Genomic DNA, 22448 nt, shown 5'->3' with positions numbered 1-22448 from the left:
AAGTGTCGATCCGTTCAACCCGACAGCGGCCACACCGTGGGGATCACGATCAGCGCCACGACCAGCCACGCGGCCATGATCGGCACGCCGAGCCGCCAGTAATCCCCGAATCGGTATCCGCCGGGGTTCATCACGATCATGTTGGCGGGCGTCGCGATGGGGGTCAGCACCGCGGCGGCCGCGGCGGTACACACCAGCATCAGGATCGGCTGCGCGCTCACCCCGACGTCGGCGGCCGCCGCCAGCGCGATCGGGATCACGATCAGCGTCGTCGCCGCATTGCTGATGAATTGCCCCAGAATCGCTGTGAGCAGGAACAACACCACGAGCAGCAGGTAGGGGCTGCGGTCAGCGACGAGATCGACAATGGGTCGCGCGATCATCTCGGCGGCGCCGCTGTCGGTGACGGCCGTCGACATCGGGATCAGCGCGGCGATCAGCACGATCGTCTGCCAGGAGATCGCCCGATACGCCTGCGCCGGAGTGACGACCGCAGTCGCGACCATCGCGCAGGCCCCGAGCAGACCCGCCACCACCGCCGGCACCAGTCCCGTCGCCAACAGCGCGATCATCACCACGACGATCGCCCCGGCCCGCGGTGCGCTCCGGCCGAGCGCGACCGTCTGTCGTCGTAGCTCCTCCGACGACGCCACCACCAGCACCTGCTGATCCTCGGCGAGGGCGTCGATCGCCCGCCATGGGCCATGTACCAGCAGGGTGTCGCCTTCGGTCAGGTTCACCACGCGGGTGCCGATGTCGCGGTTACGTCGCCGGATCGACAAAACGAGCAGGCCGTCGTCGGCCCGGATCATGCCCGGGAAGGCTGAAGTGGTGATCCACGACGACCGCGGCGGGATCACCACTTCGCTGATCCCCATGTCGCGGTCGACGAGCCGGCCACTGGCGCTGTGCCGGCCGGTCACGTCCTCGATCGTGAGGGAGTTCTCCCGGGCGAGTTGCTCCACCGCGGAGCCCGGCCCGGACACCACGAGCACGTCACCGTCCTCGAGCAGGTCGCCGTCGCGAAGCACGGCCGAGGAGCGGCCACCCTGCACGGCGATCGCGTCCACATCGGTGTCGTCGCTGATCGGGTGCTGCACCCGGCGACCGAGACAGGCCGAGTCGGGTCCGACGTGCAGTCGGTAGATGCGGTCCTCCAGCCCGTAGTGATCCACAACGGTGCCCAGATAGTTGCTGAAGTCAGTGGGCAGGGCGGTGGATTCGCGGGTGGGGAGCAGGCGGTCGCCGAGCAGGGCGATGATCCCGAAGGTGAACAGCACCAGCGGAATACCGACGACCGCGAACTCGAAGTAGCCGAAGTCGTTGCCGGTGGCATCGCGCGCGGCGTCGTTGATGATGACGTTGACCGGGCTGCCGGAGAGCGTGAGCATCGACCCGGCGCTGCACGCGTAGGCCAGCGGGATCAGGACCTTCGACGGCAGCAGCCCTGCATGTCGGGCGACCGACACGGTGACCGGTACCAGTGCGGCAGCCGCCCCGTTGATGGTGATCAGCGCGGCCAGGACGGCGGCGAGTGCGCAGATGGCGGCGAGCGCCCGGATACGGGTGTCACCGGCGACCCGGGTCAGCAGTCGCCCCGCCCATGCGGTGATCCCGGACGCCTCGAGACCTTCACTGACCACGAACAAGGCCGCGATGAAAGCGATGACGTTCTCGCCGAGACCGCCGGTCAGCCCGGCGAGGTCGATGAGTCCGCAGAAGTAGAGGGCCAACGCCGACGCGATGGCGACGACCCCCACCGACAGTCGATTCCAGACGAACAGGGCGACGGTGACCGCGAGGATGAGCAGGGTCAGCGTGGCGTCAGACACCGCATCATCGTTGCACCGCAATCCCCGGCCCGCAGGCGATGGGCGCGGATGGTCACCAGGCGTGGACGACGTTCTGGGCGGCTTCGAGACCGTAGGCGACGAGTTGTTCGGTGGCGTCGACGCCGTTGCCGATCAACAGATCGACCTCGGCGCGCGCCGACGACGGGAAAGGTTTGAGCACGAAGTCGGCGGGGTCCTGGCGGCCGGGCGGGCGGCCGATGCCCAGGCGCACCCGCAGGTAGTCGCGGGTGCCGATGACCTGGCTGATCGATCGCAGCCCGTTGTGGCCGCCTTCGCCGCCGCCCTGCTTGAGGCGCACCAGACCGAAGTCGATGTCGAGTTCGTCGTGCAGGACGATGAGATCGGCGGGCGCGACCGAATAGAACTTCGCCAGCGGTCCCACCTGTCGGCCCGATTCGTTCATGTAGACACGAGGTTTGGCGACGAGCACCTGCTGGCCGGCGAGGGTGATCGGTGCGGCGTCGGCACCCGACTTCTTGTGCACCTTCCACCGCTCGCCGGCCGAGGCGACGAGGGCATCGGCGACCATCGCGCCGATGTTGTGCCTCGTCTTCTCGTATTTCGGACCGGGATTACCCAGTCCGACAATCAATTTCACCTGATCGAGGGGGAATTACTCGGCGGCTTCGTCGGCCGACTCGTCACCCTCGGTGGGCACCTCGGCGCCGGCCTCAACGGCCTCTTCCTCGAGGTCGGCAGCGGTCGGGGCCTCGTTGACCGCGACGACGAGCGCCTCGGGATCGGTGATCAGGGTGACGCCCTCGGGCAGCTCGACGTCGCCGGCGTGCACGGACAGCCCGGCTTCCTTGCCCTCCACGCTGACGGTGATCTGCTCGGGGATCGACAACGCGTCGGCCTCGATCTCGATGGTGTTGGCGTCCTGGACGACCAGGGTGCCCGGTGCGGCGTCGCCCTCGACGACGACGTTGACCTCGACGGTCACCTTCTCGCCGCGGCGGATGACGAGCAGGTCGACATGCTCGATGTAGCTGCGGATCGGGTGGACGTCGACCTGCTTGGTCAGCGCGAGCTGGCTGGTGCCCTCGATGTCGAGGTCGATGACGGCGTTGGTGCCGTTGTTACGCAGAATGGTGGCGAGGTCGCGCGCCGGGAGGGTGAGGTGCTGCGGGTCGGTGCCGTGGCCGTAGAGCACGGCGGGGACGTTGCCCTCGCGGCGGGTGCGGCGGGCGGCGCCCTTACCCTTGTCGGTGCGGACCTGGACTGCGAGCTTCGGCGTCTGAGTTGCCATCGTGTTCTCCTCGTCGGGGCAGCCCCGGATGGACTGCGACTGTCGGTGGTTCGGTCGCGGCACACGGCGTCAACCAGCAGAAACCACCACATGGCAGGTGATGCGAACACCCGCGGAGGAGATCGTCGTTTGGTCGCGCCGATAACGGTGATAGCTCACCCTCGCCGAGACAACGGCAACCAGGCTAGCATACTGACCTCATGACCTCCCAGACGCCCATCGAGATCGTCACCAGGACCCTCGACGAGTTCGCCCGCGGAAACATCGACGCCGCCATGGCCGACATCGATGACGACATCGCCTACACCAACGTCTCGTTGCCCACCGTTCGGGGAAAACGGAAGGTGGCCAAGGTGTTCGCGCGTATGGACGGCGGGCGCTACGGCTTCAACTACCGGATGCTCAACGTCTCCGCCGACGGCCCGGTGGTGCTCACCGAACGTATCGACGAACTGCGCATCGGGCGGGTCGCGATCCAGTTCTGGGTATGCGGTCGCTTCGAGATCGTCGAGGGCCGAATCGCCGTGTGGCGGGACTACTTCGACTACTTCGACTTCACCAAGGGAATGGTCCGGGGACTTGCCGCGGCGGCGGTGCCGTCCATCCAACGCCGGCTACCCGCGCCGAGCCCGGTGTAACCCCGGGACTCAGAGGATCTCGTCGAGCTTCTCGAGTGGACGGGCGAGTCGGGTTCCCTTGTCGGTCACCACGAATGGTCGTTCCACGAGGACCGGATGCGCCACCATCTCGGTGAGCAGCTCGTCTTCGCTCGCGGACGCGAGGTCGTGGTCCTTGTAGCGGGCCTCGCGTTTGCGGGCCGCCTCGTGGGCGGTGAGTCCCGCGTCGGCGAACAGTTGCGTCAGCTGCTCCCGCGAGTACGGCTCGTCGAGATATCTGACGATGGTCGGTTCGATGCCGGCCTCGCGGAGCTTCTCGAGCGCCTTGCGTGAGGTCGAGCACTTCGGATTGTGATAGATCGTCGCATCCACGAGACATCACAGTACTCGCGCCAATGTCACCGTCCGGCACGTCTTGTCGCATTACGGTTGGCCGCATGACACTGGTGCGTGTGGTCGTCGTGTTGCTCGCGATGGGTGGACTCTTCTTGATTGCGCCCGGCACTGCGTGCGCGTGCACGTGTGTGCCGCGTCCCGCCGCGGCGGTGGTCAAGGATGCGTCGGCGATCGTGGTGGGCACGCCGGTGTCCCGAGAGGTCGACGGCACTGCGGTGCGCTATCGGTTCGAGGTGCGTGACAGCTATAAAGCGCGTGTGCCGCAGACGATCACGGTCCTCACGTCGTCGAACTCGGCGGCCTGTGGACTCGAGCTCGAACTCGACAAGGAGCGGATGCTGGTGCTCGGGCACACTCCTGGCGGCCTGGCCGCGGCGGACGGAGAGTGGGGAGCGTCGTTGTGCGACAACACCGCAATCGGCCTCGACGACGCCGTGGAGTACGCGGGCGCGAACATTCCGCCGTACACCGCCGAATCCGAACGCAGCCCGGCGCCGACGGTGATCGCGGTGTTCGTCGCGATCGCCGCGCTGATCGCGATTCCCGGCGGCATCGTGTGGTGGCGGGTCCGTGCGCGGGCCCGCCACCCCCATCCGCTGGACTAGTTACGCGATTCCGTCGAAAAGGCTTGTCACCGAACCATTCTCGAAGACCTCGCGGATGGTCTGCGCCAGCAGCGGAGCGATCGAGAGCACGGTGAGGTTGTCGAAGCGCTTCTCCGGGGGGATCGGCAGCGTGTCCGTGGCGATGACCTCTTTGGCGCCACAGTTGGCGAGGCGTTCGGTGGCCGGATCGGAGAACACGGCGTGGGTGGTGGCGATGACGACGTCACCGGCACCGGCGTCCTTGAGCTTGGAGACCGCGCCGGCGATGGTGCCGCCGGTGTCGATCATGTCGTCGATCAGCACGCAGGTGCGGCCCTCGACCTCACCCACAACACGATGAGCGACAACCTGATTGGCGACCATCGGGTCACGGGTCTTGTGGATGAACGCGACCGGCGCGCCATCGAGGGCATCGGCCCACTTCTCCGCGACCCGCACACGACCGGAGTCGGGGGAGACGATCGCGATGTTGTCGGTGCCGTAACTCTGGCGGACGTAGTCGGAGAGCTGTCCGAGGGCGTGCATGTGGTCGACCGGGCCGTCGAAGAAACCCTGGATCTGATCGGTGTGCAGGTCGACGGTGATGATGCGGTCGGCGCCCGCGGTCTGCAGCAGGTCGGCGATCAGACGCGCGGAGATCGGCTCGCGGCCGCGGTGCTTCTTGTCCTGACGGGCGTACGGGTAGAACGGCAGGATCACGCTGATGCGCTTGGCCGATCCGCGCTTGAGCGCGTCGATCATGATGAGCGCTTCCATCACCCACTGATTGAGCGGGAATGGGCAACTCTGGAGGACGAACGCATCCGATCCGCGCACCGACTCCTCGTAACGCACGAAGGTCTCGCCGTTGGCGAAGTCACGTGCGGTCTGCGGGGTCACCTTGATGCCGAGTTCGTCGGCGACCGCCTCGGCGAGTTCCGGGTGCGCGCGCCCCGAGAACAGCATCAGGGCCTTCTGATTGTCCGTGGTCCAGGTCATGAATCTCTACTTCTCCGATGTATGCGGTCCGTCGGCGGGCTGTTCGTTCGTACGGTGATCGGAGTCGAGGGCCTCGAGTGCGGCGCGAGCCGACTCGGTGTCCGGGCGCTTCCGTGTCACCCAGTTCTCGATATTTCGTTGTTGCCCCGCCGACACCGCAAGTGCACCGGGCGGAACGTTGTCGCGCAAAACCGTACCCGCACCTGTGTAGGCGCCGTCGCCGACCTGCACGGGTGCGACAAACATGTTGTCAGAACCGGTGCGGCAGTGGGACCCGATCACGGTACGGTGCTTCGCCACGCCGTCATAATTGACGAACACGCTGGACGCGCCGATGTTGGAGTGCTCGCCGATGGTCGCGTCGCCGACGTACGTGAGGTGCGGCACCTTGGAGCCCGCGCCGATGTCGGCCTTCTTGGTCTCGACGAACGTGCCGATCTTGCCGCCGACGCCGAGTCGGGTGCCCGGCCGTAGATAGGCGAACGGTCCGACGGTGGCGCGGGCCCCGATCTCCGACTCGCTGCCGTGGGTACGGATCACCGAGGCGCCTTCGCCGACGATGATGTCGCGCAGCGTCGAGTCGGGTCCGATGACGGCGTCGTCGGCGATGCTGGTGGCTCCCTGCAGTTGGGTGCCCGGCTCGATGCGGACGTCGGTGCCGAACGTCACGTCGACATCGATCCAGGTGGTGGCCGGATCCACCACGGTGACCCCGGCCAGCTGATGGCGTCGGATGATCCGCCGATTGAGTTCGGCGGCGAGCTCGGAGAGCTGGGCACGGTCATTGCACCCGGCGACCAGATACGGGTCGTCGACGGTGTGGGCGCGCACGGTCCGGCCTGCTGCGCGGGCGATCGCGACCACATCGGTGAGGTAGTACTCACCCTGCGCGTTGTTCGTCGACAGCTGTGACAGCGACGACCGCAAGGTGTCGGAGTCGAAGGCGTAGACGCCGGCATTCACCTCGGCGATCGCGCGCTGCTCAAAGGTCGCGTCGCGTTCCTCGACGATCGCGCGCACGCCGAGCCCGTCGGCGGTGCGCAGGATGCGCCCGTAGCCGGTGGGATCGGCCGAGACGAACGTGGTCAACGTCACCGCTGCGCCGCCGCCCGCCCGGTGGGTCGCCAGCACTGCGGCCAGTGTGTCGCCGTCGAGCAGCGGGACGTCGCCGGGGGTGACGAGGATGGTGCCGGTGAAATCGTCGGGTACGGCGAGCAGGCCGGCACGGACGGCGTCGCCGGTGCCGAGTTGCTGCTCCTGCTCGGCGGTGAGGATGGTGCGGCCGATGTTGGCCGCGATCTCGTCGACGGGGCCGCGGATGCGGTCGCGCTCGTGGCCGAGGACGGCGATGACATGGTCGGGCTCAAGGGCCGAGGCGCCGCGCAGCGCGTGGCAGACCAGCGAGTGACCACCGATTTCATGCAGGATCTTCGGGGTCGCGGACTTCATTCGCGTACCGGCGCCGGCGGCGAGGACGATCACCGCGGTATGCGCTGTGGACGTTTCCGTCATGGGGTCCGATGTTAGCGCCACGCGCCGACCGAGCGAATGATCGGGCCTGATAGAAAGCATGGGAACACCTCGACACTGTCCCGGACCTATGGAGGTACCGCCCATGACCACACAGAAGACCGCCATCGTCACCGGATCGGCGCGGGGCATCGGTGCCGCCGTCGCCAAGCGCTTGGCGTCGGACGGACTGGCCGTCGCCGTGCTCGACCTCGACGCGGACGCCTGCGCCGACACCGTCAAGGCCATCACCGACGCGGGTGGCAAGGCCATCGCCGTCGGCGCCGACGTGTCCAAGGAAGAGTCGGTGGCCGCCGCGATCGAGAAGATCGTCGCCGAACTCGGCGAGCCGACCGTCGTCGTCAACAACGCCGGCATCATCCGCGACAACATGCTGTTCAAGATGACCGTCGACGACTGGGACTCGGTCATGGCCGTGCACCTGCGTGGCGCTTTCAACGTCACCAAGGCCGCCCAGAAGTACATGGTCGACGCCGGCTGGGGCCGTATCGTGAACCTGTCGAGCACCTCGGCGCTGGGCAACCGTGGCCAGGCCAACTACTCCGCCGCCAAGGCCGGTATGCAGGGCTTCACCAAGACCCTCGCCATCGAACTCGGCCGCTTCGGTGTCACCGCCAACGCGATCGCCCCCGGCTTCATCGAGACCGAGATGACCGCCGCCACCGCCGAGCGCATCGGCGTGCCGTTCGAGGACTTCAAGAAGGCTGCCGCGTCGCAGATCCCGGTCAACCGCACCGGCGTCCCCGAGGACATCGCCCACACCGCATCGTTCTTCATCAGCGAGGGCGCGGGCTTCGTGTCCGGACAGGTCGTCTACGTCGCCGGCGGTCCGAAGGACTGATTTCGTGCGTGCGCAGACGGTTGTGGCACAATCGTCTGCGCAGTAATCCCCCATGGTGTAATCGGCAACACTTCTGATTTTGGTTCAGGCATTCTAGGTTCGAGTCCTGGTGGGGGAGCTTCTTCATTCGTGTTAGCGCGGCAGGGTCAGGCCGGCAGATCGATCTCGTAGACGACGAATCCGGTGGTGGCCACCTTGTCGTACAGGCCCCGCGCCGTGGAGTTGTCGACGGCGGTCTGCCAATACACCTTGGGAATGCCCTGCGTGCTCGCCCAATTCGTCACATGTTCGATCAGCGCCCGCCCAGTGCCGGAGGTTCGGGCGTCGGGGGCGACGAACAGATCTTCGAGGTAGCAGTACGGTGCTTCACTCCACGTCGACGAGTGGGTCAGCCAGTGGACGAAGCCGACAGCGCGTCCGGCATCGTCGCGCGCGATGGCACCCCACATGGCAAACCCGGGATCGAGAATACGGTTGAACGTCAGCGCGGTCTGCTCGTCGGACAGCGAGTGTCGGTAGAACTCGAGGTACCCCCGCCAGAGGGGGAGCCATTCGTCTCGGTCGGCGGTGGTGAGCGGTTCGATGGTCAATTCAGTAGCTCCTGCCAGTTCGCCGGAATCCGGTCCGCCGGGGCGGGAATCGGCTGATCGGCGGGATGGCTTGTCGGCGCGGACAACTCGGGTCCCTGCGCGAACTCGTTGGACGAGTAGTCCCAGAACCAGTCCTCGCCCGGTTCGAAACTCTGGACGTAGGGGTGTCCGGTTGCGGCGGCGTGGCCGGACGCGTGCTGGGCGGGTGAGCTGTCGCAGCAGCCGACGTGTCCGCAAGCGGCGCAACGTCGCAGGTGCACCCACCAACCGTTGTCGGTCGCGAGGCAGTCGGCGCAGCCGGTTCCGGACGGCGGGATGGTCGGATCGAGCGGGTTGTCGGTGGCCATGTTCTCAGGCTACCGGCGGTGGTCAAGAAAAGACGTTGACGTGATGTAGCGGTCGGCCTACTCTCCTGAGAGTTCCAAAAGCAAAGGGGCATGGCCCGATAACCCGGGGAGACTCAGGGAAAGGCAGGGTGACAACCTGCCGCCACCGCACGGCGGTACCACCATGCACGGTTCTCGCGAACGGGTATCGGGATCAGATCCGGTGCCACAGCGGGCCGAGTACGTTCGGGAGGGGACGGCAAGTGCTCACCCTCACGTCGACGCGACGCGGCGCGGCGTCGGCACCGAACACCAAGTATGAGGCACGCCAGCGGGTTTCGAGGAAGGATGGTCCGAGTCCGCCAGGCTAGGGCACTTTCCACGACTCCGGGAGATCGGTCGGCGGATCGGTGAACGGACGAGAGCGCATAAGTTGTGGCAGCCACGCGCGACGGTGTGGAGCATTCTGACGGTCAAAAGCCGTCGGAACTCTTCGGGAAAGCACATCGTCAGTCGAGTGCAACAAGCTCAACGGTAGAGCACATTGCTGATAACAATGAGGTAGCGGGTTCGACTCCTGCGTTGTTCCTTCAAGCAAAAGCCTTTCCTCGCTGCGATCCGACAGCACCGCAATCCCCGGCGGAGTGATCTGAACCGGGGCACCGCGCAGCCCGCAAGGCGGCCGGTGTTCGTGCGGCAGTAGGACCCACCAGGGGGTAGCTCCCGTTGTTGGTTCCGACCCCCGCGGAGTAGGGCGCAGCGTTACGAGTGGTTGCCGTAAGCAACCCGGTGTGACCGGATACGGGGGCGACTCCGTGGACACGTCGGGAATCCATGATCCGACAAAAGGCCGGTCGTCGAGCGGGGGTGGTCTCACCCCGCTCAACATTCAATCTTGCTGAGGTCCAGCACATTTGGTACACTCGAACATACATTCGATAACCATTTGGGGGTGGTTCCGATACTGGCAACCGACGACGATCTGCGCGGTCTGATCACGGATCTGGTGGCGATGCCCGCGGCCGACACCGAATCGCAGGCGGCGCAACGATTGACCGTTCTCGAGGAGATCAAGTCCGCGGCGACCGCGGCGCAGGCTCGTGAGGCCGGTCGCCTCGACGACCTGCGCAACGCCGACGAGGTCGCCCGCAAGGTCCCCAAGGCTCGGCAGGGGCGTGGACTCTCGGCGGAGATTGGCCTGGCACGCAAGGCTTCTCCGCAGAAGGGGGCGCAGTACCTCGGGTTCGCCCGAGCCATGACCGAGATGCCACACACGATGTCCGCGTTGGAGACCGGTGTGCTCACCGAATGGCGGGCGACCATTCTTGTGCGCGAAACCGGGTATCTCACCCGCGAGGCCCGCGGGGAGATCGACCGTCGGATGTGCGCCGACCCCGGATCGCTGATCGGCAAGAGCGACAAGCAGATCGAGGCCGAAGCGAAGAAACATGCCTACGAGCTCGATCCGCACGCGGTGGTTGGACGTGCGGCCAAGGCCGAGAAGCATCGTCGCGTCACCAGTCGCCCCGCTCCTGACCTGATGGCCAATGTGACCGCACTACTACCGATGAAGCAGGGTGTCGCGGTGTACGCGGCGTTGAAACAGCACGCGGACAGTGTGGTCGGTGGCGATGAGCGCACTCGAGACCAGATCATGGCCGACACGCTCGTCGAACGAATCACCGGACAGGCTGCCGCGCAGGCGGTTCCGGTGGCCGTGGACCTCGTCGTCTCCACCGATGCGCTGCTGGGCCTCAGTGATGAGGTCGCCGAGATCCCGGGCCACGGTCCGATCCCGGCTGCCATGGCGCGGCAGATGATCGTCGACGGTCTCGATTTCGCGGAGACCGAGACGACGCTGCGGCGACTGTTTACCCGACCCGACGACGGCGCACTCGTCTCCATGGAATCACGGGCCAGAGCCTTCCCGAAGGCGTTGGCGCACCTGGTCCGAGTGCGTGACAAGTGGTGTCGCACCGCATACTGCGGCAACGCGATCGCGGAGATCGACCACGCCCGTGCGCACGCCGAAGGCGGTGCGACGAGTGCAGACAACGCCGACGGGTGCTGTCGAGTGCACAACCGCGCCAAGGAGATGCCCGGGTGGAGCTACTACGTCGTCGAGTCGGGTGGGCGGCACACGATGGAGGTGACCACGCCGACCGGCGGTAGTCACACGACGACGGCGCCGGCTGCGATTGGTCACCGACCGGCTACCATCAGCCGCGCCGAGATTCGATTCCATCAATGGCTCGCGGTCGCCTGATAACGCAAACGCTCGGGCTCCCACCCAACGCTCACCGTGCAAAGTGAGCGGTTGGGAGGAACCCGAGCGTTTACTCAGATCCGGTTATTGCCTAGTGCGCCATGGCAACCGCGTCGGGTGCCGCCGCCGGCAGTTTCCCGCCGCGGACCACGACCGCCGCGATCACGCTGCCGAGCGCGAACACTGCTGCCGCGACCCAGAATGCGGTCGTGTAGGAGTGCACCGCCGCCAGCTGGGCGAGTTCGGCCGGGTTGATCACGTGCATCGCGTGGGTGGTGGCGTACGACGACGCCGCACTCGCTGCGATGGTGCTCAGCAGCGCCGTGCCCACCGAACCGCCGACCTGCTGCATGGTGTTGACGGTGGCCGAGGCGACACCGGCGTCGTCGGACGACACTCCGGAGATCGCGCCCTGCATGGCCGGGGCCATCGACGCGCCGATACCCACGCCCAGCACCAACAGTGCGGGCAACACATGCGTTGCATACGAGCTGGTTTCGGTGATCTGGGTAAGCAGCACCATGCCGCCCGCGGCGATCATCATGCCCGAGGCCATCAGCCAGCGCGGACCGAACCGCGGCAGCAGCACACCGGTCGCGGTGGTCGCGGTAACCACCAGCATGCCGATCATCGGGAGGAACGCGAGACCCGTACGGATCGGGCTGAACCCGAGGTTCTGCTGCAGGTAGTAGGTCAGGAACAGGAAGATGCCGAACATGCCGATCCCGGCGATGAACACCACCAGATAGGAGCCGGCCCGAGTGCGGTCGGCGATGACGCGCAACGGGAGCAGCGGATGCTCGGCCCGCGACTGCCACCAAACGAATGCTGCCAGCAGGACCGCGCCGGAGACGAGCCAGGTGATGGTCGCCCAGTCGGCCCAGCCGTTGGTCTCCGCATTGGAGAAGCCGTAGACGATCGAGAACAATGCGGTGGACACCAGGACGACGCCGGGGATGTCCAGCTTCGGACGATGCTCGGACCGCTGGGCACCGATGAACAGCACCGCACCGACCAGCGCGATGATGGCGATCGGGACGTTCACGTAAAGGCACCAGCGCCAGCTGGCCCACTCGGTCAGCATGCCGCCGAGCAGCAGGCCGAGCGCGCCACCGCCACCGGCGATGGCACCGAAGATGCCGAATGCGCGACCGCGTTCGGCGGGGTCGGTGAAGGTCGTCGTCAACAATGACAGCGCGGCAGGCGCGAGGAGAGCGCCGAAGACACCCTGGCCGGCGCGAGCGGCCACCAACATCTCGAAGCTCACCGCGGCACCACCGATCGCCGACATCGCGGCGAAACCGACGAGGCCGATGATGAACGTGATTTTGCGGCCCCAGAGATCAGACAGCCGGCCGCCAAGCAGCAGCAAACTGCCGAAGGCCAGCGCATATGCGGTGACGATCCACTGGCGGTCGGCGTTGTCGAACCCGAGCGCGGCCTGCGCGTGCGGGAGCGAGATGTTCACGATGGTCGCGTCGAGCACGACCATCAGCTGCGCGAGGGCGAGAACGCCCAGCACAACCCAGCGCAGGCGATGATGCCGCGCCGATTCCGATTCCTTCTCGACGGCGCCGCCGTCGAGTTCGGAGAGAGCAGTGCTCATGCGAGCCTCCGATCAGTCTTAGTCGGAGGTATTTCCTCCGGTTACTGGTGGCCAACGTAGACCAACCGGAGTTTGTTCCTCCACTTGATAGGCTGTGATCATGGTTACCTCTCCGCCCGCCGCCGATGCCGGGCGCCCGAAGCTGCGTGCCGACGCCGAACGCAATCGGCTACGCATCCTCGAGGCCGCCCGCGAGCTGTTCGCCGAGCGCGGACTCGACGTCACGCTCGACGACGTCGCTTCGCACGCCGGCGTGGGTGTCGGCACCGTCTACCGACGATTCGCCAATCGCGACGAGCTCATCGTCGGCGTGCTGACCGAGCATCTCGCGCGGGTGGCCGAGGCCGCGCGCGGCGCATTGGACAGCCCGGACCCATGGCAGGCGGTGGTCGATCTGCTGACGCTGATGGCGTCGTCGATGGCCACCGATCGAGGCCTGGCGGCGGTCATCATGCAGATCGACCACTCGCATCCCGACATCGAGGCGACCAAGGCGGTATTGACCACACAGCTGACGCAGGTCTACGAGCGGGCCAAGGCCGCGGGCGTGCTACGGCCGGAGCTGGCGTCGACGGACTTCTTCGGCGTGCTGACAATGCTCGCGGCGATCGGCGAGAAGACCGAGCCGATAGTGCCCGGCGCGTGGCAGCGCTATCTGGAACTGATCCTCGACGGCATCCGCGCGGACGGGCGAGTGGAGTTCACCGTCCCCGCGCTCACCGACGACCAGATCCGAGAGATTCAGCGGCGCAAAAAATCTCAGCGCTGACTTGCCACCGACTCGGCACGACGACCCCGCTGGATCACCGGGTCCGGGTAGGGGACCGCGTCGATCAGCGTCTTGGTGTAGGCGTCGGTCGGTGCGGTCAGTACGGTCCGTGCGTCGCCGCTCTCCACCACACGACCCTCGCGCAGCACGATGACCCGGTCCGCGACCTGCTCCACCACCGCGAGGTCATGACTGATGAACACGGCGGCGAACCCGAACTCGCGCTGGAGTTCCTCGAACAACTCGAGCACGCGCGCCTGGACCGACACGTCGAGCGCACTGGTCGGTTCGTCGGCGATCAACAGGCCGGGCTCGGCCGAGAGGGCGCGGGCGAGCGCCACACGTTGCCGCTGTCCGCCGGAGAGTTCGTGGGGGAGTCGGGCGGCAAATGACGTCGGCAGGTGCACCGCGGTCAAGAGTTCGGCGACCCGGCGGTCGCGAGATGCACGGTCGCCGATGTCTTGGATCTCCAACGGTTCTCGGATGGATTCGCGGACGGTGAATCGCGGATCGAGCGACGCGGCCGGATCCTGCGGCACGAAGGCGACCTTGCGTCGGACCGCACGCAGCTGAGACCGCGGGATGGTCGAGATGTCCTGGCCGTCGATACGGATCCGGCCGGCCGACAACGGCAGCAAACCACCGATGGTGCGGCCCAATGTGGTTTTGCCGGAACCGGATTCACCAACCACGCCGACGACCTCACCAGGCGCCACGGTCAACGACACGCCGGACAGCGCGACAAGGGGCTTGGTGCCGAGGCGACCCGGATGGGTCACCGTCACCGACTCGACCTCCAGGATCGGTCCGGTGATGGTTTCCGCGGCTTGCGCCGACGCTGCGTCGTCGGCTGCCTCGGGCAACTTCGGCACCGCGGCAAGCAATTGCCGCGTGTAGGGCTGGGTGGGATTGGCGAACAGTTCATGCACCTCGGCCTGCTCGACGACCTCACCGAGCTGGACGACCACCACCTGGTCGGCGATATCGGCGACCACCCCGAGATTGTGGGTGATCAACAGGATTCCGGCTTGCGTACGGTCCCGCAGGCGGACCAGGAGGTCGAGAATGTCGCGCTGGACCGACACGTCGAGGGCGGTGGTCGGTTCGTCGGCGAGCAGCAACACCGGATCGTTGGCCAGCGCCAGTGCGATGACGACGCGCTGCTTCTGGCCACCGGACAGCTGATGCGGGTAGTAGTTCACGCGCACTTCGGGTTCCGGTATCTCGACGAGCGTGAGAAGTTCGACGGCGCGTCGTTTCGCCTCCGCCTTCGTCACCTGCTGATGGGTGCGGATCGCCTGCTGCAGTTGCCAACCCACCGTACGGACCGGGTTCAGCGCGGTCTGGGGCTCCTGGAAGACCATCGCGACCTGGTCGCCGCGGATCGAATTCAGTTCCCGCTCGGGTCGATTGAGTACCTCGAGTCCGCCCACGCGGACCGATCCGGTGGCCACCGCGGTGTCCGGGAGCAGGCCGATGGCGGCCCGGGCCGTCATGGTCTTGCCGGAGCCGGATTCGCCGACGAGGGCGACGATCTGGCCGCGGTCGACGCGCAAGCTGATGCCGGCCACGGCGGGGCGCGGGTAGTCGAAGGTCACGCGCAGATCGGTGACCTCGAGCGCAGGGTTGGTGGTCACGGTGTCAGATCCTTCGGTCGCTGGAGATGGATTGGGCGATCAGGTAGAACCCGAGCACCAACGCGGAGATCACGATCAACGGTGCCAGGGAAAACCACGGGTTGGTCTCGAGGTAGCCGTTGCCTGCGGCCAGCACCGACCCCAACGACGGGGTGGGGGCGCTGACGCCGACCCCGAGGAAGCCGAGTGCACCCTCGATGAAGACCGCCAGGGACAGCGACAGCGCGAACTGGACACCCAGCGTCTCAACCGAATTGGGTAGAACGTGACGGAGCAGAATCCGCGACTGGGTGGCGCCACTGACCCGCGCCGCCTCGACATAGGGCATCTCACGCACCCGCAAGACGGCCGTCCGGGTGAGTCGGCCGAAGATCGGGATCTCGGCCAGACCGATCACCAGACCGACGGTGACCGCTCCCGGTCCGAGGATCGCGGTGAGTGCGATACCGAGGATCAATGCGGGGAACGCGAGGATCACGTCGAAGATACGTTGGGCCACCACATCGGACACCGGATTGGTGACGGTCAGCAGGCCGGCCAGGGTGCCGGCGAGCGCACCGACCGGAACGGCGATGAACACGATCAGCAAGTCGATGCGGATGCCGTAGAGCACCCGCGACCACACGTCACGGCTGACGTCGTCGGTACCGAACCAGTGACTTCCGCTCGGCGGCAACAGGTAGGCGCCGTCGATCTGTTGTTGCGGTCCGTACGGAGCCAGCAACGGAGCCGCCAGCCCCAGCACGATCACCACGAGCACCAGGATGGTGCCGACCAGTCCGGTTCCACGGGTCAGGCTGCGCCACAGTGGCACCCGGGTCGCGGTTCGCTCCCGGTCGTCAGGACTCTCCGGCAGCAGGCCGGGTTCGATGTCGGCTAGGGCGCCGACCGCATCAGTGGTGCGTGTCGGGGTGGCAGGGGTTGTCATTGTGCTGCTCCCAATCGGATTCGAGGATCAAGCCAGGCGTGCAGGACGTCGGCGCAGAGTTGGATCACGACGAACACCGTGACCGACAACAGCACCAGGACCTGCACGAGCGGATAGTCGCGGGTGAAAATACCTTCCTCGGTGAGCAATCCGAGGCCCGGCCAGCCGAAGATGGCCTCCACCAGCACCGCACCGCCGAGGAGTCCGCCGACCGTGATACCCAACGCGGTGAGCGTCGACGGCAGGGCATTGCGTAATGCGTACCGCAGGACGATGGTGTGGTGCGGCACACCGAGGGATCGCGCGGTGGTCGCATACGGTTGGCGCAACTCGGTCCGCAGCGCTTCGGTGAGGAAGCGGGCGAGCAGCGCCCCGGCCGGCAGGCCGAGAGTCAGTGCGGGCAGCAGGATGTACTGCGAGCTGATCTGCAGGCTGTCGGTGAATCCGTGCGGCGGAGTGCCACCGGCGGGTAGCCAGCGCAGGCGTACCCCGAACACCAGGATCAGCAGCGTGCCGACCACGAAGGTGGGCAGCGGGATCGCGAGCGCATTGATACCCGTGACAACGGCATTGAGGTAACGGTTGTCGAAGATCGTCGCCGCCAGGCTCAACGCCAGCGCCAGCACGACCGCCACCACAAGCGCCGAGATGGTCAGGATCAGCGTATTGCCGAGCCCGTAGGCGATCAGTCCGCCGATGCTGCCGCCGACCTGGTAGCTCTTGCCGAAGTCGAGGGTGACGACTCCGCCGATCCACGAGAAGTATTGGGCCACAAAACTTCGATCCAGACCGAGGTCATGGCGGATGGCGGCGAGATCGGCCGGGGTCGCATCCGGGCCGGCCAACGCCGATTCGGGGCCACCTGGGATCAGCCGCAGGATCGAGAAGATCAACAGGGAGGCGATCACCAACACGATCAGGGCTGTGGGGATTCGCCGGACGAGGTAACCGGTCATCGTAGTTATTGCTTTCCTTGTGTGGACAGATAGGTTCCGGCCAAATGCATCTGGGCGCGACGATCCCAGTCGATGCCGCCGACCGACGGGGCGGCGGCGAACTTCGGGAAGACCACCCCGATCTCCACCAGGAACAGGTCGTCGAGCATCGAGCGGTCGAGTTGTCGGTAGGCGGCGAGCGCGGCCGGCGACGTCGGATCCGCCGTCTGCCATGCCGCATTCGCCGCTTGTGCATAGGTCGGATTCTGGTAGTTCGACGAGTTCTTCGCGCCGTTGAACGGATAGGCCGAGACGGCCAGAGTCGACGGGGTGAACTGGGCAAACGCATGCTGCAGCAGCCACAGCGACTCGAACTTGCCGCCGATCAGCTTCGACGACTGCTGGGTCTGATCATTGGGCACCAACTTCACGGTGATCCCGATGTCGGCCAGGTTCGACTGGACGATCTCGCCGACCACCCGATCGACGCCCTGCGTCGAGTAGTCCAGGGTCAGCGGCGGTACCGGGCCGTGCGCGGCCACCAACTGACGAGCCTTGTCCAGATCCCGCGTGTAGGTCGAATTGGCCTCGGGCACATAGGCCGGAGACCACTTCGGCCACGGCAGATTGACCACATATCCGCTCTTGCGGAAGACGTCGTTGATGATGCGCGGCCGGTCGAGGGCGTAGGCGATCGCCTTGCGGATGCGAACATCCGACAGTGCCGGATTGGTCACGTTGATACCAACATATTCTTGGGCCTCGGCTCCGGTGCAGGTGATCTCACTGAATCCGTAACGGCCGGTGGCCAACTCCTGATCGTGATAGTTCAGTCCTGACACGACGTCGAGCTGTCCGGTGCGCAGCCGCGTGTAGAGCGACTGCTGGTCGGAGGCGACGGTGAAGGTCACCGACTGCAGTGGCGGTGCACCGCCCCAATACTTTTCGTTGCGGACCAACTTCACTGACGAACTCGGTTGCCAGGATTCGAAGGTGAACGGCCCGGTCCCGTTGAACTCGGTGCCCGCCTTGAGTTCCGGCAGCGTCCGCTGGTCGATAATCGGCGCCGAGTCGAGGAGATCGAAGATATTGCTCAGTGGATGGGCGAAACTCAGCACGATCCGATGCGGATCCCGGGTATCGAATCCGGTGATCGCCGCGGCGGTCCGCTTGAACTGCGGGGTCCATGGCCCGCCGAGATAGGCCTTGATCGAGTTCTCCACATCGGCGGAGACAAACGGCCGACCGTCGTGGTAGGTGACGTCGGAGCGCAGGCCCAGGGCGAGTGAGCGGCCGTCGGGTGCGAGTTGCCACGTGGTGGCCAGCGCGGGCCGCACGGTGAGGTCGTCGCGGGAATAGCGGATCAGGGTGTCGAAGACATTCGCCACGACCTGCCCGTTCATCGAACCGGTGCCGATCTGCAGGAAGGCCTTGGGTGACAGGTCGCCCAGCAATCCCACCCGGAGATTTCCGCCCTGCGGGACGGGTTGTCCGGCAGCAAGTTTCGATGTCGTCGAAGTGTCTTGCTGAGATACTGCGGATTCACAGCCGGCGGCCAGCACCGTGACTGTGACGGCCAAGGCGAAGGCGCGGCATGCGGCGAGCACGCGTCGTCGGGACATCTGTTGCATCGACCTTCCTCGTCTGACGGCGCGGTGCACCGAGAATCGAGGAACATCGTCGGGCACACGGCGGCCTACCTCCAACTGTTTGATTTTGTTGTCGCGGAATCCTTGACATGAGCTCATATCTCCGGCAGCGTCCCCGCTCGCACCCCAGAGGAGAATGAATGACGAACACGCACAACGGCATCCCAGCCCACGCCCGCGGCTACGACGACTTCGGCGGTGACATCGCCCGCACGACGTCACAGTCGACGCCCTGGTGGCCGGCGGAGCAGTCGGCACAAACGAACGCCCCGAACATCGTCGTGGTGCTGATCGACGACATGGGGTATTCCGACATTTCGCCCTTCGGCGCCGAAATCGACACGCCGAACCTCGATCGGCTGGCGCAGAGCGGCTTTCGGTTGAGCAACTATCACACGACTCCGGTCTGCTCGCCGGCCCGCGCCGCGCTCCTCACCGGTCTGAATCCGCACCGGGCCGGCTACGGCAGCGTCGCGAACTCGGATCCCGGTTTCCCGGGCCTGCGTCTCGAGCTCGCCGACGACGTGCTGACCCTGCCCGAGATCCTGCGGGAGGGTGGTTATGCGACATACGCCATCGGCAAGTGGCACCTGGTCCGGGACGCCAACATGGGCCCGGGACGACCGCGAGATTCCTGGCCGCTGCAGCGGGGATTCGACAGCTACTACGGGTCGCTGGAGGGCCTCAACTCGTTCTTCTACCCTAATCAGCTCATCGCCGACAACTCCGTCGTCGACGTCGACGAGTATCCCGAGGACTACTACGTCACCGACGACCTGACCGATCGCGCCATCGGCCAGATCAAGGCCTTGCGCGCCCAGGACGCCGACAAGCCGTTCTTCCTGTATTTTGCCCATATCGCCATGCACGGCCCCCATCAGGTCAAGGACAGTGACCTGCAGCGCTACCGCGGCCGCTACGCCCAAGGCTGGGATGAGGTGCGGGAGAAGCGCTTCGAACGGCAGATCGCCGAAGGACTATTCGACGAGAACACACCGATCGCGCCCCGCAACACCGAACCCGGATACGACGCACCGCCGTGGGCCGACCTGACGGCGGAGGAACAGCAGCGCTATCAGCGCTACCAGGAGGTGTACGCAGCGATGGTCGACAGCGTCGACCAGAGCGTCGGGCGGATCATCGACACCCTCGAGGAGTTGGGGGAGTTGGACAACACGATCATCGTGTTCACCTCCGACAACGGGGCGACCGCCGAAGGCGGTCCGGTCGGAACACGGTCGTACTTCAGCCAATTCGTGCACGGTCCGGTCCCGCCGGACTGGGAACGTGACGTGCCGCACGACGAGGAGCTGATCGGCTCCGCGGCGCTCGGCGTACACTACCCACGCGGCTGGGGGCAGGCGTCGAACACCCCGTTCCGGTTCTACAAGGGCCAGACCTTCGCCGGTGGCGTGCGAGTCCCGTTCCTCCTCTCGTGGCCCGCCGGACTGCAGCGCGCGGCCGGCGATACCGGTGTCCGCCGCCAGTTCTCCTACGTCACCGACCTCGCGCCCACCCTTCTCGAGCTCGCCGGAGTACCCACGCCCAGCGAGCGCCACGGCCGACCCGCGCAGGACCGCGACGGCGTGAGCATCGCCGACATACTCCGCGACCCGAGGGCGGAATCCCCGCACACCGAGCAGTACGCCGAGTTCGGTGGCCACCGCGGCTTCTATCGCGACGGCTGGAAACTCCTGTCGCTGCACACCGATCCGCAGTCCGTCGACGATCCGCGATGGCAACTCTTCGACGTCACCCTCGACCCGGCCGAAACCCACGACCTGGCCGACGCCTACCCGGAGAAGGTCGCCGAGCTCGCCGCGGCCTGGGACCATGCGGCCTGGCACAACACCGTGTTCCCGCTCGTCGACAACCCCGCCGCACTGGCACGACGACGACCGGCCGAGGACAGCTACGGACAACCGGTCCGCCTCCTGTCCGGCACCCCTACCCTCGAGCGGTACCGGTCGAGCCGGCTCATCGCCTACCGGGACTTCGATGTCGAGGCGGAACTGAGTGGCTGGACTGCGGCCGATGAGGGAGTGCTCGTCGCGCACGGCGACCAGCAGGGCGGGTATCTGCTCTACATCGAGGGCGGCAGTGCGCATTTCGTCTTCAACAGCTACGGGCGGATCAGCCGGGTGGCGGGCCGGCTGCCGGCAGGCACCACCCGGGTGACGTTGCGGGCCGGCGCAACTCCGCAGGTGCGGTGGGATTTCACCATCGAGGCAACCAGTGGCGATGACACCATCGTTGTGGCGACGCTCGCCGACCAGTTCCAGCTCGTCGGCATGGCGCCGTGGACCGGCATCTCGGTCGGGCTCGACGCCCGCGGCCCCGTCGACGTCGAATTGCGCCGTCGCCGTGGAGTTTTCCGGTTTGGTGCGACGCTCCGGTCGGTCACCTATCGCCCCGGCGCCGTCCGGGTACCGGCACCGGTGCGGCGCGAGATCGCCGAAGCGGCGGAGCTTGCCGCTGACTGATCCGTATTCAAATCACCGTGAGTCAATGCCTCGGCCTGCGGGCCGGGCGGTGATGAAATCGGCTGGGAGACACGCCCTAGGCAGTCCACGACATCCGTCGAACGAAAAGTAAGGAAATCTCATGACATTGGCGCAAATCGACGATCGTACCGACCGGGAGCAGGCAGCACAGCGCGTGTACGCCGACGCCGGTATCAGCGTCGAGAAGCTCGGTGAACACATCGGTGCGCGCATCTCCGGGGTCACGCTGTCCGGTGACCTGGCACCTGAACAGGTCGAGGCCATCCGCACTGCACTCGCCGTCAACAAGGCGATCGCGTTCACCAGCCAGCAACACCTCGACGACGACGCGCAGTACGCGTTCGCGCACCTGCTCGGTGAGCCGACCGCCCCGCATCCGACCGTCACCTCCCGCGGATCGCAGCTGCTCACCATCGAAGGTGCGGCCAACAGTTGGCACAGCGACGTCACCTTCGTCGACCGCATCCCGAAGGCATCGATCCTGCGGGCGGTGACCCTGCCGGCCTACGGTGGCGCGACCACCTTCGCGTCGACGGTCGCCGCCTACGAGCAGCTGCCGAAGCCGTTGCGTGCGTTGGCCGAAGAACTGTGGGCCACCCACACCAACCTGTACGACTATGTGTCGCAGAAGGAACCGTCCGGCGGTGTGGACGTGGCGAGCAAGACCGAGCATTACAAGGAGTTCACCAGCACCGAGTACCAGACCCTGCATCCCGTGGTGCGGGTCCACCCGGAGACGGGGGAGCGCAGCCTGTTGCTCGGTCATTTCACCAAGGAATTCCGCGGACTCAAGTCATCCGAGTTCGAGTCGCTCTACCAGCTGTTCCAGGCGCGGATCACCAAGCTGGAAAACACCTTCCGCTGGAACTGGAGCCTGGGCGACGTGGTCATCTGGGACAATCGGGCAACCCAGCACTACGGCATCGCCGACTACGGCAACCAGAAGCGTGAACTGCACCGGATCACCCTCGCCGGCGACGTTCCCGTCGACGTGAACGGCTCGTCGAGCCAGGTTCTCCTCGGTGACGCCTCGCACTACTCAGGAGTCGAGGATTCCCGGCGGCTGGCGGTCTACGCGGCCTGACCCGACGAGCATTTTCCGCTGGTCGAGTAAGTGAGGAGCTTGCGACGAGCGCATCGAGGCCACGTTCACGTCGATCTCGATGCGC

The 22448-nt window shown here is 66.2% G+C and carries 20 protein-coding genes and 2 tRNA genes; 9 read left to right on the top strand and 13 right to left on the bottom strand.

What is annotated here, in order from left to right; all coding sequences use genetic code 11:
- Positions 1-14: 14 nt before the first annotated feature.
- Genes AAFP30_RS28200 through AAFP30_RS28190 form a run of 3 tightly spaced genes read right to left on the bottom strand, consistent with a single transcriptional unit; the run spans position 15 to position 3102 of the window.
- Entirely contained in the window at positions 15-1832 is a 1818-nt protein-coding gene (locus AAFP30_RS28200) for an SLC13 family permease (protein WP_419233370.1), read from the bottom strand.
- A gap of 52 nt (positions 1833-1884) precedes the next feature.
- Positions 1885-2451: an aminoacyl-tRNA hydrolase gene (gene pth / locus AAFP30_RS28195; protein WP_419233369.1), complete on the bottom strand. Its 567-nt coding sequence runs from the start codon at positions 2449-2451 to the stop codon at positions 1885-1887.
- Positions 2452-2466: 15 nt separating this feature from the next.
- Positions 2467-3102 carry a 50S ribosomal protein L25/general stress protein Ctc gene (locus AAFP30_RS28190; protein ID WP_419233368.1) on the bottom strand — a complete coding sequence of 212 codons (636 nt, stop codon included), beginning with the start codon at positions 3100-3102 and terminating at the stop codon, positions 2467-2469.
- Positions 3103-3302: 200 nt separating this feature from the next.
- On the opposite strand from AAFP30_RS28190, the gene AAFP30_RS28185 reads away from it, so the two are divergent.
- A complete protein-coding gene (locus AAFP30_RS28185) occupies positions 3303-3740 on the top strand; it encodes a limonene-1,2-epoxide hydrolase family protein (protein WP_419233367.1) in 438 nt (145 codons plus the stop codon).
- Between the two features lie 9 nt (positions 3741-3749).
- Here the strand turns inward: AAFP30_RS28185 and arsC are convergent, their stop codons facing one another.
- Positions 3750-4091, bottom strand: a complete 342-nt coding sequence (gene arsC / locus AAFP30_RS28180) for an arsenate reductase (glutaredoxin) (RefSeq protein ID WP_419233366.1) — start codon at positions 4089-4091, stop codon at positions 3750-3752.
- 65 nt (positions 4092-4156) lie between these two features.
- On the opposite strand from arsC, the gene AAFP30_RS28175 reads away from it, so the two are divergent.
- Entirely contained in the window at positions 4157-4720 is a 564-nt protein-coding gene (locus AAFP30_RS28175; RefSeq protein WP_419233365.1) for a hypothetical protein, read from the top strand.
- Here the strand turns inward: AAFP30_RS28175 and AAFP30_RS28170 are convergent, their stop codons facing one another.
- Both AAFP30_RS28170 and glmU read right to left on the bottom strand, forming a co-directional pair.
- Positions 4721-5698 (bottom strand): ribose-phosphate diphosphokinase, encoded by a 978-nt coding sequence (locus tag AAFP30_RS28170; RefSeq protein ID WP_419233364.1) that lies wholly within the window; start codon positions 5696-5698, stop codon positions 4721-4723. It lies immediately after the preceding gene.
- Positions 5699-5704: 6 nt separating this feature from the next.
- Positions 5705-7210: a bifunctional UDP-N-acetylglucosamine diphosphorylase/glucosamine-1-phosphate N-acetyltransferase GlmU gene (glmU, locus tag AAFP30_RS28165; protein ID WP_419233363.1), complete on the bottom strand. Its 1506-nt coding sequence runs from the start codon at positions 7208-7210 to the stop codon at positions 5705-5707.
- A gap of 103 nt (positions 7211-7313) precedes the next feature.
- Between glmU and AAFP30_RS28160 the strand changes: the two genes are divergently transcribed.
- Together AAFP30_RS28160 and AAFP30_RS28155 are read left to right on the top strand one after the other, a co-directional pair.
- The gene (locus tag AAFP30_RS28160) at positions 7314-8069 is read left to right on the top strand and encodes an SDR family oxidoreductase (protein WP_419233362.1); all 756 of its coding nucleotides are present in this window, start codon (positions 7314-7316) and stop codon (positions 8067-8069) included.
- Positions 8070-8115: 46 nt separating this feature from the next.
- A tRNA-Gln gene (locus AAFP30_RS28155) sits at positions 8116-8187 on the top strand.
- Between the two features lie 28 nt (positions 8188-8215).
- Here the strand turns inward: AAFP30_RS28155 and AAFP30_RS28150 are convergent.
- Both AAFP30_RS28150 and AAFP30_RS28145 read right to left on the bottom strand, forming a co-directional pair.
- Positions 8216-8659, bottom strand: coding sequence for an N-acetyltransferase family protein (locus tag AAFP30_RS28150; protein ID WP_419233361.1), 444 nt, complete (start codon positions 8657-8659; stop codon positions 8216-8218).
- Complete coding sequence (locus AAFP30_RS28145) at positions 8656-9006, bottom strand: UBP-type zinc finger domain-containing protein (RefSeq protein ID WP_419233360.1); 351 nt, start codon at positions 9004-9006, stop codon at positions 8656-8658. The genes AAFP30_RS28150 and AAFP30_RS28145 overlap by 4 nt, the downstream gene beginning before the upstream one ends.
- Before the next feature lie 496 nt (positions 9007-9502).
- Here AAFP30_RS28145 and AAFP30_RS28140 point away from each other — a divergent pair.
- Positions 9503-9574 (top strand) — tRNA-Ile (locus AAFP30_RS28140).
- A 423-nt stretch (positions 9575-9997) separates the two neighbouring features.
- Positions 9998-11251: an HNH endonuclease gene (locus AAFP30_RS28135; RefSeq protein WP_419233388.1), complete on the top strand. Its 1254-nt coding sequence runs from the start codon at positions 9998-10000 to the stop codon at positions 11249-11251.
- Between the two features lie 91 nt (positions 11252-11342).
- Here AAFP30_RS28135 and AAFP30_RS28130 read toward each other — a convergent pair whose 3' ends face one another.
- Entirely contained in the window at positions 11343-12857 is a 1515-nt protein-coding gene (locus AAFP30_RS28130; RefSeq protein ID WP_419233359.1) for a DHA2 family efflux MFS transporter permease subunit, read from the bottom strand.
- Between the two features lie 100 nt (positions 12858-12957).
- On the opposite strand from AAFP30_RS28130, the gene AAFP30_RS28125 reads away from it, so the two are divergent.
- The gene (locus tag AAFP30_RS28125) at positions 12958-13626 is read left to right on the top strand and encodes a TetR/AcrR family transcriptional regulator (RefSeq protein WP_419233358.1); all 669 of its coding nucleotides are present in this window, start codon (positions 12958-12960) and stop codon (positions 13624-13626) included.
- Here the strand turns inward: AAFP30_RS28125 and AAFP30_RS28120 are convergent.
- Genes AAFP30_RS28120 through AAFP30_RS28105 form a run of 4 tightly spaced genes read right to left on the bottom strand, consistent with a single transcriptional unit; the run spans position 13617 to position 18748 of the window.
- Positions 13617-15263: a dipeptide ABC transporter ATP-binding protein gene (locus AAFP30_RS28120; protein WP_419233357.1), complete on the bottom strand. Its 1647-nt coding sequence runs from the start codon at positions 15261-15263 to the stop codon at positions 13617-13619. The genes AAFP30_RS28125 and AAFP30_RS28120 overlap by 10 nt on opposite strands.
- A 4-nt stretch (positions 15264-15267) precedes the next feature.
- Positions 15268-16191 carry an ABC transporter permease gene (locus tag AAFP30_RS28115; protein ID WP_419233356.1) on the bottom strand — a complete coding sequence of 308 codons (924 nt, stop codon included), beginning with the start codon at positions 16189-16191 and terminating at the stop codon, positions 15268-15270.
- On the bottom strand, positions 16188-17147 hold the full coding sequence (locus AAFP30_RS28110) for an ABC transporter permease (RefSeq protein ID WP_419233355.1): 960 nt from the start codon (positions 17145-17147) through the stop codon (positions 16188-16190). The genes AAFP30_RS28115 and AAFP30_RS28110 overlap by 4 nt, the downstream gene beginning before the upstream one ends.
- 5 nt (positions 17148-17152) lie before the next feature.
- On the bottom strand, positions 17153-18748 hold the full coding sequence (locus AAFP30_RS28105) for an ABC transporter substrate-binding protein (protein ID WP_419233387.1): 1596 nt from the start codon (positions 18746-18748) through the stop codon (positions 17153-17155).
- A 167-nt stretch (positions 18749-18915) separates the two neighbouring features.
- On the opposite strand from AAFP30_RS28105, the gene AAFP30_RS28100 reads away from it, so the two are divergent.
- Positions 18916-21258 (top strand): arylsulfatase, encoded by a 2343-nt coding sequence (locus tag AAFP30_RS28100; protein WP_419233354.1) that lies wholly within the window; start codon positions 18916-18918, stop codon positions 21256-21258.
- 121 nt (positions 21259-21379) lie between these two features.
- Complete coding sequence (locus tag AAFP30_RS28095) at positions 21380-22363, top strand: TauD/TfdA dioxygenase family protein (protein WP_419233353.1); 984 nt, start codon at positions 21380-21382, stop codon at positions 22361-22363.
- Positions 22364-22448 lie beyond the last annotated feature (85 nt).

The sequence above is a fragment of the Gordonia sp. CPCC 205515 genome, assembly GCF_048537925.1.
In the GTDB taxonomy this organism is placed as follows: domain Bacteria; phylum Actinomycetota; class Actinomycetes; order Mycobacteriales; family Mycobacteriaceae; genus Gordonia.
This window is presented reverse-complemented; position numbering and strand designations above follow the sequence as displayed.